The sequence below is a fragment of the Halomonas sp. H10-9-1 genome (assembly GCF_040147005.1).
In the GTDB taxonomy this organism is placed as follows: domain Bacteria; phylum Pseudomonadota; class Gammaproteobacteria; order Pseudomonadales; family Halomonadaceae; genus Halomonas.
Genome location: NZ_JAMSHO010000001.1, coordinates 1895229 through 1909128, shown reverse-complemented (window position 1 = coordinate 1909128; position 13900 = coordinate 1895229). Strand labels below are relative to the sequence as shown.

The window sequence follows — 13900 nt, the reverse complement described above, 5'->3', positions numbered from 1 at the left end:
TGACTGGCCCTGTTCGGGTGCACTCCTCGAGCCTCAACCGGCGGCGCCGAAACGCTCCCGGGCCAGGTCGTCGGCGACGAGGGCGGGGCTCTGCCCCTCGCGCTCGGCCCGTGCGAAGATCTCGTCGAGGGTCGTGCCGATGCCCTCGATGTGCGCCATGACGGCCTCGCGCGCATAGTCGTCGCGACGCTGCCAGGCGATCTCGATCACCCCGCCGGCGTTGGCCACGTAGTCCGGGGTATAGAGGATGCCGCGGGAGTGCAGGCGCTGGGCGATCTCGGGGGTGGCGAGCTGATTGTTGGCGGCGCCGCAGACCACCTTGGCCGTCAGCCGCTCGACCACCTCGGCCGACAGGGCGGCGCCCAGGGCACAGGGGGCGAAGACGTCGACTTCGGCGTCGACGATCGCCTCCGGTGCCACGGCCTCGGCGCCGAGCTCCTCGGCGAGGTGGGCCAGCGCCTCGCCGTCGATGTCGGTCATCACCAGCCGGGCCCCGGCGGCATGCAGATGGCGCGCCAGGTGGGCGCCGACGTTACCGACGCCCTGTACGGCGACGCGCAGGCCGCTCAGGTCGTCGCGTCCCAGGCGATGGCGCACGGCGCTCTTGAGGGCGCAGAACACGCCCCAGGCCGTGAAGGGGGAAGGGTCTCCCGAGGCCTCGCCGGGCCGTAGCAGTCCTCCTACGTAGGCGGTCTCCTCGGCGATCCAGCGCATGTCGTGCTCATTCGATCCCGAGTCTTCGGCCGTGATGTAGCGGCCGCCCAGGGAGTCGACCAGGCGCCCCATGGCACGCAGCAGCTCGGGCGTCTTGTCGCGGCGCGGATCGGCGATGATCACCGCCTTGCCGCCGCCCAGGGGCAGGTCGGCCAGGGCCGATTTGTAGGTCATGCCGCGGGAGAGGCGCAGCACGTCGGTGAGCGCCTCGGCGTCGCTTGCATAGGGGTAGATACGTAGGCCACCCAGGGCGGGGCCGCGGGAGGTATCGTGGATGGCAATGATGGCGCGCAGGCCGCTCGCCGCGTCGCTGCCGAAGACGATCTGCTGATGATGATCGAACTCGGGGTGGTCGAAAACCGGCATGACGTGTCTCCCTTGTGAGGATGATTGTTGTGTTGATGGCTACCCGGGTAGGGTGATCCTCGGCCGCAGTCGGCTTGTGGCCGAAAGGCGCCTGAAGATACCGCTAAGCTTAGGGCATTGGCCTCGGGACGGGAAGCGATGAGACACAGGTACCGAGACGAGAAAGGCCGGGGTCAGGACGGGGAGGGCAGCGAGCACTGGCCGCGACGACGGCCGGACTGCTAGAACTAGCAAGAAGGAAGTCCCATCGCGATCATCAGGAGACGACCATGGACACGTGCTGCGCGAAGGCGCTGGTGACCGGCAAGGTGCAGGGGGTGTGGTTTCGCCGGGCGACCCAGGAGCAGGCCCTCAGGGCCGGGATCACCGGCCATGCGACCAATCTGTCGGACGGCCGGGTGGAGGTGCTGATGTGCGGGGATCGCGAGGCGGTCAAGCGCCTCGCGGAGTGGCTCTGGAAGGGGCCGGATGGTGCTCGGGTCACCCATGTGGAGCTCGAGGTGATCGAGGCCCACATCCCGGACGACTTCCGGACCGGCTGAGTCAGGCGAGGACGTCGGCGATCCAGTCGCTGACGGCCGCGCCGTCGACGCCCAGACACACCTCCACCGGCGGGGTGCGCGACCAGCGCTCCTCGATGAAGGCCCGTCCCTCGGGGGCGAAGATCGTTTGCCCCTCGGCGGCGCCCTCGGTGGCCACGGTGAGGTGCCCGCGGGCCGTGGTGAACAGTTCCGGGCGCAGCAGCCAGGCCAGTGCACAGCTGTCGTGAGGGCAGCAGCCGTCGATGCCCAGGAAGTCGCGATAGAAGTCGCGGTAGAAGGCGTAGCTGCCCGCCAGCACGCGCCCGAGCTCGCCCTGGCCGGCTGCGATGCGCGCCATGTGTGCCGGGGTCAGCACGCAGCGATGGGTCACGTCGAGCCCCACCAGGGTCAGCGGCCAGCCGGCGGTGAGCACCCGCGCCGCGGCATCCGGATCGTTGAACATGTTGGCCTCGGCCACGGGGGTGACGTTACCGCCCTCGCGGACCGAGCCGCCCATGATCACCACCTGCTTCACCCTGTCGATAATGCCCGGGTCGAGCTGCAGCGCCGCGGCCAGGTTGCCTAGCGGACCTACCGCCACCAGGGTCACCGCGCCGGGGCGCGCGTTCACGGTGTCGACGATGAACTGCGCCGCGCTGCGGGGATCGGCTTGCCCCTCGACCTCGGGCAGGGCGATATCGCCCAGGCCATTGGCGCCATGGATATGCGCGGGGGGCGCATGACGCGTCTTGACCATGGGCGCGGCGGCGCCCTGGGCCACCGGCACGTCGCGGCGCCCGGCCAGCTGGGCGAGCAGCAGGGCGTTACGGGTGGCGACCTGCGCATCGACGTTGCCATAGGTGGTGGTCATGCCCAGCAGCTCGATCTCGGGATGGCGCAGGGCGATGGCGATGGCCTGGGCGTCATCCACGCCCGGGTCGGTGTCGAAGATGATGGAATGTGTCACGGCGCTCTCCGCGGTCAGGGGGCTTCAGGGTTGGCGGGGGCACCGGATGCCCCGGAGCCCTGCTTCAGGGCTCGTTCCACTTCATCGAGGAGCGGGATGCTCTCCGCAGCGCCGGACCGCTGCACACCCAGGGCCGCGGCGGTGGCCGCACGGCGCAGGCACTCGGCGATGGGCAGGCCCGCCTGCAGCGCCGCCAGATAATAGCCGATGAAGGTGTCGCCGGCGGCGGTGGTGTCCACCGCCACCACCGGTATCGCCGGCTGGTGGCGGCGCCGGTCGCGGTGCTGATGCCAGGCGCCTTCGCCGCCCAGGGTCAATACCACTTCGGTGTCGGGTAGCCGTGAGGTCAGGGCATCGAGCAGTGCCTCTGCGCTGCTCTGCGCGGCGAGCCCGCCCAGTCGGGCGGCCTCGGTACGGTTGACGAAGAGCAGGGAACACAGCGACAGCGGGAGCCGTGCCGCTCGGTCATCCATGGGGGCCGGGTTGAAGACCACCTTCAGGCCCCGCTCGACGGCCAGCGGGATCAGCGTCTCCAGGCCGCTGCGCTCGTTCTGCAGCAGCAGCCAGTCGCCCGGGCTGGCGGCGGCGAGGAGCGCGCTCGGCTCCTCCCGCGAGCTGCCGTGATTGGCGCCGGGAAACAGGATGATGGCGTTCTCGCCGCTATCGTCCACCTGGATGATGGCGTGGCCGCTGGGCTCATCCACCAGCTCGACGTGGCGCACGTCGACACCGGCCCGGGCCAAGGCATCCCGAGCCCAGGCATCCTGCCGCCCGACTCGCCCCCAGTGGCTCACGCGGCCACCGGCCCGGGCCATGGCGAGCGACTGGTTGGCCCCCTTGCCACCGAGGCCTACACGGTAATCGTGGCTGGCCAGGGTCTCCCCGGGCGCCACCAGGTGCGGCACCCGGTAGAAGTGGTCGAGGTTGATGGAGCCATGGTTGTGGCAATGGAAACGCAGCTCGATCTCTCCGGTATTGTGCTGGGCGCGCGCAGGGTCGTGCATCATCACTCTCCCCGGGACCACTCCCTCAGGTTATTGGCCGTCAGTGCTACCACGTTCTGACGCGCCTCGGGCGTGATCCAGGCGTTGTGGGGCGTGACGATAAGGTTGAGTGACTCGTTCAGGGCATCGATCAGCGGGTGCCCCTCCCGCGGGGGCTCCTCGGGGAGCACGTCCACGGCGAGTCCGCCCAGGCGCCCCTCGCGCAGGGCGGCGAGCGCCGCCGCCTCGTCGATGATGCCGCCCCGGGCGCAGTTGACCAACAGGGCACCCGGCTTGAGGCGGGCCAGCAGGTCGGCATCCACCAGGTGATGGGTGGCCTCGTTGAGCGGACAGTGCAGGCTGATCGCGTCGAGCGTCGGGGCCAGCTCGGCCAGGCTCGGGCGCTCGTCATGGGCCGCGTTGCCGGGGCGGGCAGTGAAGGTCACGCGCATGCCGAAGGCCTCGGCCAGCTTCGCCACGCGTCCCCCCAGCTCCCCCTGGCCGACGATCGCCAGGTGCTTGCCCTCGAGTTGCAGGGTGCGATGGTCCATCAGGCAGAAGAAGGGGCTCTCGCCCCAGCGGCCTGTCGCCACGTCACGCCCGTAGAGCGGCAGGCGGTTGGCCAGGGCCAGCAACAGCAGCAGGGTGTGCTGGGCGACGCTGGCAGTACCGTAGCCGGTCACGTTCTTCACCGTGATGCCCAGGCGCCGGGCCGCGGCCATGTTGATGTTGTTGGTACCCGTGGCCAGTACGCAGATCAGCTTCAGGGAGGGCAGGGCTTCCAGCGTCGCGGCATCCAGCACCACCTTGTTGACGATGGCGACATCGGCGGCCGCCAGGCGTTCCTGGGCCTCGTGGGTGGTGCTGCTGGCGTGGACCACCAGGTCATCGAGGTGCTCGCGAAGGGGGGTCAGGTCGACATCGGGACCGAGGCTTGCGGCATCGAGAATGACGGCTTTCATCGGAGGTTCCTTGCTGTGTGAGGTGCGCCTTGCCCGCACTGGTGTGAGGCGCGCTATAATAGCGGGCTTTGGCAGGCTTGGAAGTTGCCATGGCCGGCCGCATATCGCCTGTGTCGGGCTCGGCCCGACCGCGCCCTGAACTGGGTTATGACGATTTGGAGTGATCAAACCATGCCCATCTACGAATACGAGTGCAAGGCCTGCGGCCACCGCCTGGAGAAGCTTCAGAAGCTCAGTGCAGAGCCGCTGACCGACTGCCCCGCCTGCGCGGCCTCGGCGTTGTCGCGCCTGGTCTCCGCCGCCGGCTTCCGGCTGGCCGGCGGTGGCTGGTACGAGACCGATTTCAAGTCCGGCGCCAAGAAGAACCTCGCCGGTGACGGCGGTGGCGCCACATCGGACGGTAAGACAAGCAAGATGGACGGAGCGGCGGTCTGAGGACCGCCCCTCGTCGTTTCACGTTATTCGACTTTACACCACGCAACAGAACAGGACACGACATGCGCAGCCATTATTGCGGCCAGCTCAACGAGACCCTGGTGGACCAGACGGTCACCCTGTGCGGCTGGGTACACCGCCGCCGTGACCACGGGGGCGTGATCTTCCTCGACATGCGCGATCGTGATGGCATCGCCCAGGTCGTGGTCGACCCCGACACCGCCGAGGCCTTCGCCAACGCCGACCGCGCCCGCAGCGAGTACGTGCTGCGCATCCAGGGTCGCGTCCGGCTGCGCCCCGAGGGCACCCAGAACCCGAACATGCCCACCGGCATGATCGAGGTGCTGGCCAAGGAGGTCGAGGTCCTCAACACCGCCGCCACGCCGCCGTTCCAGCTCGACGAGCACGGCAAGGTGGGCGAGGAGGTGCGCCTCAAGCACCGCTACATCGACCTGCGCCGCCCGGAGATGATCGACAAGCTGCGCCTGCGCTCGCGCATCTCCCACAGCGTGCGCGCCTTCCTCGAGGAGCAGGGCTTCCTCGACATCGAGACCCCGATCCTGACCCGCGCCACCCCCGAGGGCGCCCGCGACTACCTGGTGCCGAGCCGCACCCATCCGGGCAGCTTCTTCGCGCTGCCCCAGTCGCCGCAGCTGTTCAAGCAGCTGCTGATGGTGTCCGGCTTCGATCGCTACTACCAGATCGCCAAGTGCTTCCGCGACGAGGACCTGCGCGCCGACCGCCAGCCGGAGTTCACCCAGATCGACATCGAGGCCTCCTTCGTCGAGGAGGAGGACATCATGGGGATCGCCGAGGCGATGATCCGCCAGCTGTTCCAGCAGGTGCTGGACGTCGAGCTGCCCGCCTTCCCGCGCATGCCCTATGCCGAGGCGATGAGCCGCTTCGGTTCCGACAAGCCCGACCTGCGCATCCCGCTCGAGCTCACCGACGTCGACGACCTGATGAAGGACGTCGACTTCAAGGTCTTCTCCGGCCCGGCCAACGCCGACGACGGCCGCGTGGCCGCCCTCAAGGTGACCGGCGGCGCCAAGCTGTCGCGCAAGGAGATCGACGAGTACACCAAGTTCGTCGGCATCTACGGCGCCCGCGGCCTGGCCTGGATCAAGGTCAACGAGCGCGCCCGCGGCCTCGAGGGCCTGCAGTCGCCGATCGTCAAGTTCATGGAAGGCGTGGTCGAGACGCTGCTCGACCGCGTCGGCGCCGAGGATGGCGACATCATCTTCTTCGGTGCGGACAAGACGCGCATCGTCAACGAGGCCCTGGGCGCGCTGCGCGTTCGCCTCGGCGAGGACCTCGATCTCTACACCGCCGAGTGGTCGCCGCTGTGGGTGGTCGACTTCCCGATGTTCGAGGAGGATGGCAACGCCCGCCTGCAGGCGCTGCACCACCCGTTCACCGCGCCGTCCTGTGACGTCGAGACGCTCAAGTCGCATCCGACCGGGGCGCTCTCGCGCGCCTACGACATGGTGCTCAACGGCACCGAGCTCGGCGGTGGCTCGATCCGTATCCACGACCAGGCGATGCAGCAGACCGTGCTCGAGGTACTGGGCATCGATCAGGAGGAGGCCCGCGAGAAGTTCGGCTTCCTGCTCGACGCCCTGCAGTACGGCGCACCGCCCCACGGCGGCCTGGCCTTCGGCCTCGACCGCCTGGTGATGCTGATGAGCGGCGCCAGGACCATCCGCGAGGTGATCGCCTTCCCGAAGACCCAGAGCGCCTCCTGCCTGCTGACCGAGGCGCCGGGCGAGGTGAGCGGCGAGCAGCTCAAGGAGCTCAATATCCGCCTGCGCCAGAAGGCCAAGGTCGAGACCGCCGACGAGTGACGCCGATCCCGACCCGCTGCATCTCACCGGCGCCCCAGGGCGCCGGTGTTGTGTCCTGCACACTTCGCCACGCTGGAGCAGCCAGGCGGCGAAGCCGGAGAGGAGGTCCTATGCCATCGACCAGGGCGCCCGGATGCTGATCCTGGGCATCGACCCCGGTTCGCGGATCACCGGCTATGGCGTGCTGGATGTCTCCATGGCCACGCCGCGCTACGTGGCCAGCGGCTGCATCCGCATCCGCGCCGACGACCTGGCCCAGAAGCTCGCCCAGGTCTATGCCGGGATCAGTGAGCTGGTCGCCGTGCATCGCCCGGCGGAGTTCGCCATCGAGCAGGTGGTGATGTCGAAGAATGCCGACTCGGCCCTCAAGCTGGGCCAGGCCCGCGGTGCTGCCATCGTCTGCGCGGCCAACCACGGCTTGCCAGTGAGCGAATACGGCCCACGCCAGATCAAGCAGGCCGTGACCGGGTCGGGGCGTGCCGACAAGCTCCAGGTACAGCATATGGTGACCGCCATCCTCGGGCTCTCGGCGACTCCCCAGGCCGATGCCGCCGACGCCCTGGCCATCGCCCTGACCCATGCGCATGCGCGCCGGGGGCTGGTGACCCGCGGCAGCTTCGGTGGCCATCGCAGCCGGCGCAAGGGAAGCTCCTGGCGTGACTTTCGCCCCTGATGCTGTCGCCTCTGGGCGACGGGCTCGAGGTTCTCGAACGCCGTTCTGGTGGGCTGGCCAGCCCCGCGGTCGACCAGTATAGTGGCGGCACCTGTCGCCCACCCTGACGCAAGGATACGGACTTCCCATGATCGGACGCCTGAGAGGCACGCTTCTCGACAAACAGCCCCCCTGGCTGGTGGTGGATGTGGCCGGCGTCGGCTACGAGCTGGAGGCCTCCATGACCACGCTGGTGGCCCTGCCGGCCGTCGGTGAGGCGGTATCGCTCTACACCCATCTCAGCGTGCGCGACGATGCCCACCTGCTCTATGGCTTCCTGCGCGACCAGGAGCGCACCCTGTTCCGGGCGCTGATCAAGGTCAACGGCGTCGGGCCCAAGCTGGCCCTGGCGATCCTCTCGGGCATGGACGAGGCGGCGTTCCGGCGCTGCGTACTGGAAGACGACGCCAAGTCGCTGATGCGCCTGCCCGGTGTCGGCAAGAAGACCTCCGAGCGGCTGATCATCGAGATGCGTGACCGCTTTCCTCACTGGGAGGCCTCGGAGCCCGCCCTGGCGGAGCTCGAGGCCGGCAGCCAGCCCGCCGCCCCACGACAGGATCCGCTGGCCGACGCCGAGGCGGCGCTGGTCAGCCTGGGCTACAAGCCGGCCGAGGCGGCCCGGATGCTTAGTGGCCTCGAGGCCGAGGGCACTACCGAGGCGCTGATCAAGGCGGCGCTGAGCCGCCGGATGACGGGGTAACACGATGCTCGAGAGCGACCGCCTGATCGCCGCCGACGCTCGCGACGGGGAAGAGCCCATCGATCGCGCCATCCGCCCCAAGCGGCTGGCCGACTATATCGGCCAGCCCCGGGTGCGCGAACAGCTCGAGATCTTCATCGGCGCCGCCCGTGGACGCAGCGAGAGCCTCGACCACACCCTGGTGTTCGGCCCCCCGGGGCTCGGCAAGACGACCCTGGCCAACATCATCGCCGAAGAGATGGGAGTCGGGCTCAAGTCGACCTCCGGGCCGGTGCTGGAGCGGGCCGGCGACCTGGCCGCCATGCTCACCAACCTCGAGCCCGGCGACGTCCTGTTCATCGACGAGATCCATCGCCTCTCGCCGGTGGTGGAGGAGATCCTCTACCCGGCCATGGAGGACTTCCAGCTCGATATCGTGATCGGCGAGGGGCCGGCGGCACGCTCCATCAAGCTCGACCTGCCGCCCTTCACCCTGGTGGGGGCGACCACCCGGGCGGGCCTGCTGACCTCGCCGCTGCGCGACCGCTTCGGTATCGTCCAGCGCCTGGAGTTCTACGCCATCGAGGAACTCACCGAGATCGTCTCCCGCTCGGCGCGCCTGATGGGGGTCACGGCCGACACCGCGGGAGCCCTCGAAGTGGCGAAGCGCTCCCGGGGCACGCCACGCATCGCCAACCGGCTACTGCGCCGGGTACGCGACTACGCCGAGGTGCGCGGCAACGGCCAGATCGACGCCGCCATCGCCGACCGGGCCCTGGACATGCTCCACGTCGACCAGCACGGCCTCGACCATATGGATCGCCGCCTGCTGCTGGCGATGATCGAGAAGTTCGACGGTGGGCCGGTGGGAGTCGACTCCCTGGCCGCGGCCATCGGCGAGGAGCGCGACACCATCGAGGACGTCATCGAGCCCTACCTGATCCAGCAAGGCCTGATGATGCGCACCGCCCGCGGCCGGGTGGTCACCCGCCAGGCCTGGCAGCACTTCGGCCTGGCTCCCTCGGCAGCCGCCGAGGACGCCGCGGGGGAGACCCGCCCATGAGCGAGTTTCGCTTTCCGGTTCGCGTCTATATCGAGGACACCGATGCCGGCGGCATCGTTTATTACGTCAATTATCTCAAATACATGGAGCGGGCACGCAGCGAATGGCTTCGCGCACGTGGGATCACCCAGCAGGCGCTGTTCGAGAGCGGGGTCCAGCTGGTGGTACACCGGCTGGAGTGTCGCTACGCCAAGCCCGCCCGGCTGGATGACGCGCTCGAGGTGAGCGCGGAAGTCCTGACCGCGGGTCGTGTCCGGCTGCAGTTCGGCCAGGTAGTGACCCGCCGCGGGGAACCCCTATGCGAGGCGAGGGTCGACATCGCCTGTATCGATGCCCGGCGCCTGCGCCCCATGCCTTGGCCGCCGGCGCTCGCCGAGCTGCTGGCTCACTCTACTGTTCAACCGCAAGCCTGACGAGGATGCCCGTGAACGACGCCATGTCCATTCCCCACCTGATCATGAACGCCAGCACCGTGGTGCAGCTGGTCATGCTGCTGCTTACGGTGGGTTCGATCCTCTCGTGGATCGTGATCTTCCAGCGCACCTTCATGATGCGTCGCGCCCGCAAGGCCCACCGTGGCTTCGAAGACCGTTTCTGGTCCGGTGTCGATCTCAATGAGCTCTACCGCGAGGTGCCTCCCGAGCAGGAGACCCAGGGGGCCGAGCATATCTTTCGCGCCGGGTTCCGCGAGTTCAACCGCCTGATGCCCAAGACCCGCAGCCCCCAGGCGATCCTCGATGGCGTACAGCGCAGCATGCGGGTGGCCTGGTCCCGGGAGGAGGAGCGCCTCAACCTGCACCTGGTGTTCCTGGCCACCGTGGCCTCGGCCAGTCCCTATGTCGGGCTGTTCGGCACGGTGTGGGGCATCATGGGCTCCTTCCAGTCGCTCTCCATGGCCCAGCAGGCGACCCTGTCGACCGTGGCACCCTGGATCGCCGAGGCCTTGATCGCCACCGCCATGGGCCTGTTCGCCGCGATTCCGGCGGTGATCTTCTACAACCGCCTGTCCGCGGAGTCCGGCCGCCTGCTTGGCAAGTACGAGGACTTCGCCGAGGAGTTCCACTCCATCCTGCATCGTAACCTGCAGGGCCGGTCCGACGCCGGCGGCGCCTGAGGGAGTCACGTCATGCATGGACCCTTTCATCGCGGGGGAGCCCGCAAGCCCATGGGCGAGATCAACGTGGTCCCCTTCATCGACGTCATGCTGGTGCTGCTGGTGATCTTCATGATCACAGCCCCCATGCTGACCCAGGGGGTGAACGTCGATCTTCCCCAGGTGACCTCGGAGCCCATCGATCCCCCCGAGGACAGCGACCCGATCAATGTTTCGGTTGAGAGCGATGGTAAGTATTCGATCTGGGTAGGCAACGATGATGCACGCGAAGTTAGCATTGATGAGATTGCCGACCGCGTGATCATCCTGCTCGAGCGCAAGCCCGGCACGCCGGTAATGGTGCATGGCGACCGCAACGTCGCCTATGGCCAGGTGGTGACCCTGATGAGCACGCTGCAGACCGCCGGCGTTGCCAACGTGGGGCTGATCTCCGAGCCGCCGAGCGGGGGGGAGTGAGCTCACCATGGCCAGACGACATGCCCGGGTAGGCTATGGGCTGCCGACGCTGCTGGCGGTGGGGCTACACGTCCTGGTGCTGCTGATCAGCGTGATCAGCCTGCCGACCCGCGACCACGAGCCCCAGCCGTCATCTATCGTTCAGGCGACCCTGGTGAGCACCGAGACGATCACCGACCAGGCCCAGCGGGCCGAGGCGGCGCGCCAGCGCGCCCTGGCCAGGCAGGCCGAGGAGCAGCGTGAAGCCGAGGAGCAGGCCCGCCAGGCGGCAGAACAGGCCGCCGCCGAGGAGGCGCAGCGCGAATCGCAGCAGCAGGCCGAGGAACAGGCCCGCGAGGAAGCACGCCAGGCTGCCGAGGCGGAAGCTGCCAGACGCAGCGAGGAGGCCGAGGCCGAGGCTCACCGTCTCGAACAACAGCGCGAGGCGGAGGAGCAGGCCCGGCGTGAACAGGAAGCCGAAGCAGAGGCTGAGCGCCAGGCCGAAGCCGAACGCCAGGCCCAGGCAGAAGCCGAACGCCAGGCCCAGGCCGAGGCCGAGCGTCAGGCCCAGGCCGAAGCCGAGCGTCAGGCCCAGGCCGAAGCCGAGCGCCAGGCCGAAGCCGAACGCCAAGCCCAAGCCGAAGCCGAACGCCAGGCTCAGGCCGAAGCCGAACGCCAGGCCCAGGCCGAAGCCGAGCGTCAGGCCCAGGCCGAAGCCGAGCGCCAGGCCGAAGCCGAGCGTCAGGCCGAAGCCGAACGCCAGGCTCAGGCCGAAGCCGAACGCCAGGCTCAGGCCGAAGCCGAACGCCAGGCTCAGGCCGAAGCCGAGCGCCAGCGCGAGGCAGAGCGTCGTTCTCGAGAGGAGGCCGAGGCCGAGATGCAACGGCTGATCGAGGGAGCCGATGAACGTGTCGCCAATGCGCAACAGGGGCAGCAGGCGGCCAACGATTTCATCGCCCTGGTACGCCAGGCCGTGGAACAGACCTGGCGCATCCCCCCCAATGTCGCCTCCGGGGCAACCGCCGAGATATCGGTACGGCTTGGCCCCTCCGGAGAGCTGTTTGTCGCCGAGGTCTCACGCTCCAGCGGTGACAGTGCCTTCGACCGTTCCGCCGTCCAGGCCGTCGAGGCTGCGGCGCCGTTCGCCGAACTGCGACAGTTGCCAGCTCACCTGCAGTCAGAATACCGTCGTATTAGTTTTGTATTTTCACCGGAGGGAATACGCTGATGAAATCCCTGATGACTACCTGGCTGGCTGCCGCCCTGCTGCTGGTGAGTCAACTCGCCCAGGCCGACCTGACCATCGAGATCACCCGTGGCAACGAGAGTGCCACGCCGATTGCCGTGGTGCCCTTCGCCGGTGGCGAGGCGTTGCCCGAGGATGTGGCTCGGGTGATCCACGACGACCTGGAGCGCAGCGGCTACTTCGAGCCGCTGCCGCGCCGCCAGATGATGGACGAGCCCAGCAACGCCGACGAGGTGCGCTACGGTGACTGGAAGGCGCTGGATGTCCGCTACCTGGTGGTGGGCAGCGCCGAGCGCGCCGGCGACGGCTATCGGCTGCGCTTCGAGCTGATGGACGTGAGCGGCGAGAAGCGCATGCTCGGAGAAGTGGTGACCGCCACCGCAGGCGAGCTGCGCGGCGCCGGACACTACATCAGCGACCAGGTGTTCGAGGCGATCACCGGCATCCGTGGCGCCTTCTCCACGCGCATCGCCTATGTCACCTCTCAGGGGGTCGGCGATAACATGCAGTTTGCCCTCTACGTGGCCGATGCCGACGGCCATAACAGCCAGCAGGTGCTGAGCTCGCGGGAACCGCTCCTGTCTCCGGCCTGGTCCCCGGATGGCCGCAAGCTGGCCTATGTCTCCTTCGAGACCGAACGGCCGGCGATCTACGTCCAGGAGCTGGGCTCCGGCAAGCGGGCGCGCGTCAGCTCCTTCCAGGGCCTCAACGGCGCACCGGCCTGGTCGCCGGACGGTCGCCGGCTGGCCATGTCGCTCTCCAAGGATGGCCAGCCGGAGATCTACGTGATGGACATCGGGTCCCGCGACCTGCAGCGCATCACCAACGACTCGGCCATCGATACCGAACCCTCCTGGGCCCCGGACGGCCGCAGCCTGCTGTTCACCTCCGACCGCAGCGGTGGGCCTCAGCTCTACCGCCACGACCTGGCCAGCGGCGAGCAGAAACGCATGACCTTCACCGGCAACTACAATGCCCGCGGCCGCTTCTCACCGGACGGCGAGAAACTGTTCCTGATCCATCGTTCCAGCCAGGGATTCCAGGTCGCGCGCCAGGATCTGGACAGCGGTCGCCTGGTCACGCTGAGCGATTCGCGCTGGGACGAGTCGCCCAGTGTTGCGCCCAACGGGACCATGGTAATCTTCGCCACCCAGCAGGGTAACAGCGGGGTGCTGGGGGCTGTCACCGCCGATGGACGCGCGTCCTTCCGGTTGCCCTCTGCTCAGGGTGACGTACGCGAACCCGCGTGGTCACCTTTCATGAACTGATCCTTCAGGAGTACGAAACGATGCAATTCAAGCCCTATGCCCGCTCCCTGGCAGTCGCCCTGTCGCTGGCCCTGGTGGCCGGCTGTTCCAGCACCGGCGGCACCCAGGACGGCTCCATGGACGGAACTCGCGACGGTAGCGGTGCCAGCAGTACCGGCGTGAGCGATGGTCGGGCCAGCGGCTCCGGCTACGGTGGCACCGCAGGGGCTTCCGGCCAGCAGGCGGACGGTCGCATCCCCCAGCAGCGCACCATCTACTTCGAGTTCGACAGCGAGCGAATTCGCGCCGAGTTCGAGCCGGTGCTAGCCGCCAATGCCCGCTACCTGCGTGAGAACGGCAATGCGCGGGTGGTGCTCCAGGGCCACACCGACGAGCGTGGCACCCGCGAGTACAACATGGCACTGGGCGAGCGACGTGCCCGCTCGGTGGAACGGTTCCTCTCCGTGCAGGGCGTTTCCCCCTCCCAGGTCGAGGTGGTCAGCTACGGCGAGGAGCGTCCTGCGGCACGCGGCCAGAACGAAGAGGCCTTCGCCCAGAACCGTCGGGTCGTGTTCGCCTACTGAGGCGGCACCCCGCGTCCAGGGAGACACA

16 protein-coding genes are annotated in these 13900 nt (G+C 68.5%); 12 read left to right on the top strand and 4 right to left on the bottom strand.

Annotation, left to right across the window (positions count from 1 at the left end; genetic code table 11):
• Nucleotides 1-33: 33 nt before the first annotated feature.
• A complete protein-coding gene (locus NFH66_RS08835) occupies nucleotides 34-1080 on the bottom strand; it encodes a Glu/Leu/Phe/Val family dehydrogenase (protein WP_349609949.1) in 1047 nt (348 codons plus the stop codon).
• A 269-nt stretch (nucleotides 1081-1349) separates the two neighbouring features.
• On the opposite strand from NFH66_RS08835, the gene yccX reads away from it, so the two are divergent.
• Nucleotides 1350-1622, top strand: coding sequence for an acylphosphatase (gene yccX, locus NFH66_RS08830; RefSeq protein ID WP_349609947.1), 273 nt, complete (start codon nucleotides 1350-1352; stop codon nucleotides 1620-1622).
• A 1-nt stretch (nucleotide 1623) separates the two neighbouring features.
• Here the strand turns inward: yccX and NFH66_RS08825 are convergent, their stop codons facing one another.
• Genes NFH66_RS08825 through NFH66_RS08815 form a run of 3 tightly spaced genes read right to left on the bottom strand, consistent with a single transcriptional unit; the run spans nucleotide 1624 to nucleotide 4513 of the window.
• The gene (locus NFH66_RS08825) at nucleotides 1624-2568 is read right to left on the bottom strand and encodes a nucleoside hydrolase (protein ID WP_349609945.1); all 945 of its coding nucleotides are present in this window, start codon (nucleotides 2566-2568) and stop codon (nucleotides 1624-1626) included.
• A 14-nt stretch (nucleotides 2569-2582) separates the two neighbouring features.
• Complete coding sequence (locus tag NFH66_RS08820; RefSeq protein WP_349609944.1) at nucleotides 2583-3572, bottom strand: ribokinase; 990 nt, start codon at nucleotides 3570-3572, stop codon at nucleotides 2583-2585.
• 2 nt (nucleotides 3573-3574) lie between these two features.
• The gene (locus NFH66_RS08815; protein ID WP_349609942.1) at nucleotides 3575-4513 is read right to left on the bottom strand and encodes an NAD(P)-dependent oxidoreductase; all 939 of its coding nucleotides are present in this window, start codon (nucleotides 4511-4513) and stop codon (nucleotides 3575-3577) included.
• A gap of 171 nt (nucleotides 4514-4684) precedes the next feature.
• On the opposite strand from NFH66_RS08815, the gene NFH66_RS08810 reads away from it, so the two are divergent.
• The 11 genes from NFH66_RS08810 (at nucleotide 4685) to pal (ending at nucleotide 13872) form a co-directional block, all read left to right on the top strand.
• A complete protein-coding gene (locus NFH66_RS08810; protein ID WP_349609940.1) occupies nucleotides 4685-4948 on the top strand; it encodes an FmdB family zinc ribbon protein in 264 nt (87 codons plus the stop codon).
• 62 nt (nucleotides 4949-5010) lie between these two features.
• The gene (aspS, locus tag NFH66_RS08805; protein WP_349609939.1) at nucleotides 5011-6792 is read left to right on the top strand and encodes an aspartate--tRNA ligase; all 1782 of its coding nucleotides are present in this window, start codon (nucleotides 5011-5013) and stop codon (nucleotides 6790-6792) included.
• A gap of 133 nt (nucleotides 6793-6925) precedes the next feature.
• On the top strand, nucleotides 6926-7465 hold the full coding sequence (gene ruvC / locus NFH66_RS08800; RefSeq protein ID WP_349609937.1) for a crossover junction endodeoxyribonuclease RuvC: 540 nt from the start codon (nucleotides 6926-6928) through the stop codon (nucleotides 7463-7465).
• 127 nt (nucleotides 7466-7592) lie between these two features.
• Complete coding sequence (gene ruvA / locus NFH66_RS08795) at nucleotides 7593-8204, top strand: Holliday junction branch migration protein RuvA (protein WP_349609934.1); 612 nt, start codon at nucleotides 7593-7595, stop codon at nucleotides 8202-8204.
• Between the two features lie 4 nt (nucleotides 8205-8208).
• Nucleotides 8209-9246 (top strand): Holliday junction branch migration DNA helicase RuvB, encoded by a 1038-nt coding sequence (ruvB, locus tag NFH66_RS08790; RefSeq protein ID WP_349609932.1) that lies wholly within the window; start codon nucleotides 8209-8211, stop codon nucleotides 9244-9246.
• Nucleotides 9243-9659, top strand: a complete 417-nt coding sequence (gene ybgC, locus NFH66_RS08785; protein ID WP_349609930.1) for a tol-pal system-associated acyl-CoA thioesterase — start codon at nucleotides 9243-9245, stop codon at nucleotides 9657-9659. The genes ruvB and ybgC overlap by 4 nt, the downstream gene beginning before the upstream one ends.
• A gap of 11 nt (nucleotides 9660-9670) precedes the next feature.
• On the top strand, nucleotides 9671-10360 hold the full coding sequence (gene tolQ / locus NFH66_RS08780) for a protein TolQ (protein WP_349609928.1): 690 nt from the start codon (nucleotides 9671-9673) through the stop codon (nucleotides 10358-10360).
• 12 nt (nucleotides 10361-10372) lie between these two features.
• Nucleotides 10373-10816 (top strand): protein TolR, encoded by a 444-nt coding sequence (gene tolR / locus NFH66_RS08775; RefSeq protein ID WP_349609926.1) that lies wholly within the window; start codon nucleotides 10373-10375, stop codon nucleotides 10814-10816.
• Between the two features lie 7 nt (nucleotides 10817-10823).
• Nucleotides 10824-12023, top strand: a complete 1200-nt coding sequence (tolA, locus tag NFH66_RS08770; protein ID WP_349609925.1) for a cell envelope integrity protein TolA — start codon at nucleotides 10824-10826, stop codon at nucleotides 12021-12023.
• On the top strand, nucleotides 12023-13309 hold the full coding sequence (gene tolB / locus NFH66_RS08765) for a Tol-Pal system beta propeller repeat protein TolB (RefSeq protein ID WP_349609924.1): 1287 nt from the start codon (nucleotides 12023-12025) through the stop codon (nucleotides 13307-13309). The genes tolA and tolB overlap by 1 nt, the downstream gene beginning before the upstream one ends.
• 20 nt (nucleotides 13310-13329) lie before the next feature.
• Nucleotides 13330-13872, top strand: a complete 543-nt coding sequence (gene pal, locus NFH66_RS08760; RefSeq protein ID WP_349609922.1) for a peptidoglycan-associated lipoprotein Pal — start codon at nucleotides 13330-13332, stop codon at nucleotides 13870-13872.
• Nucleotides 13873-13900: the final 28 nt, after the last annotated feature.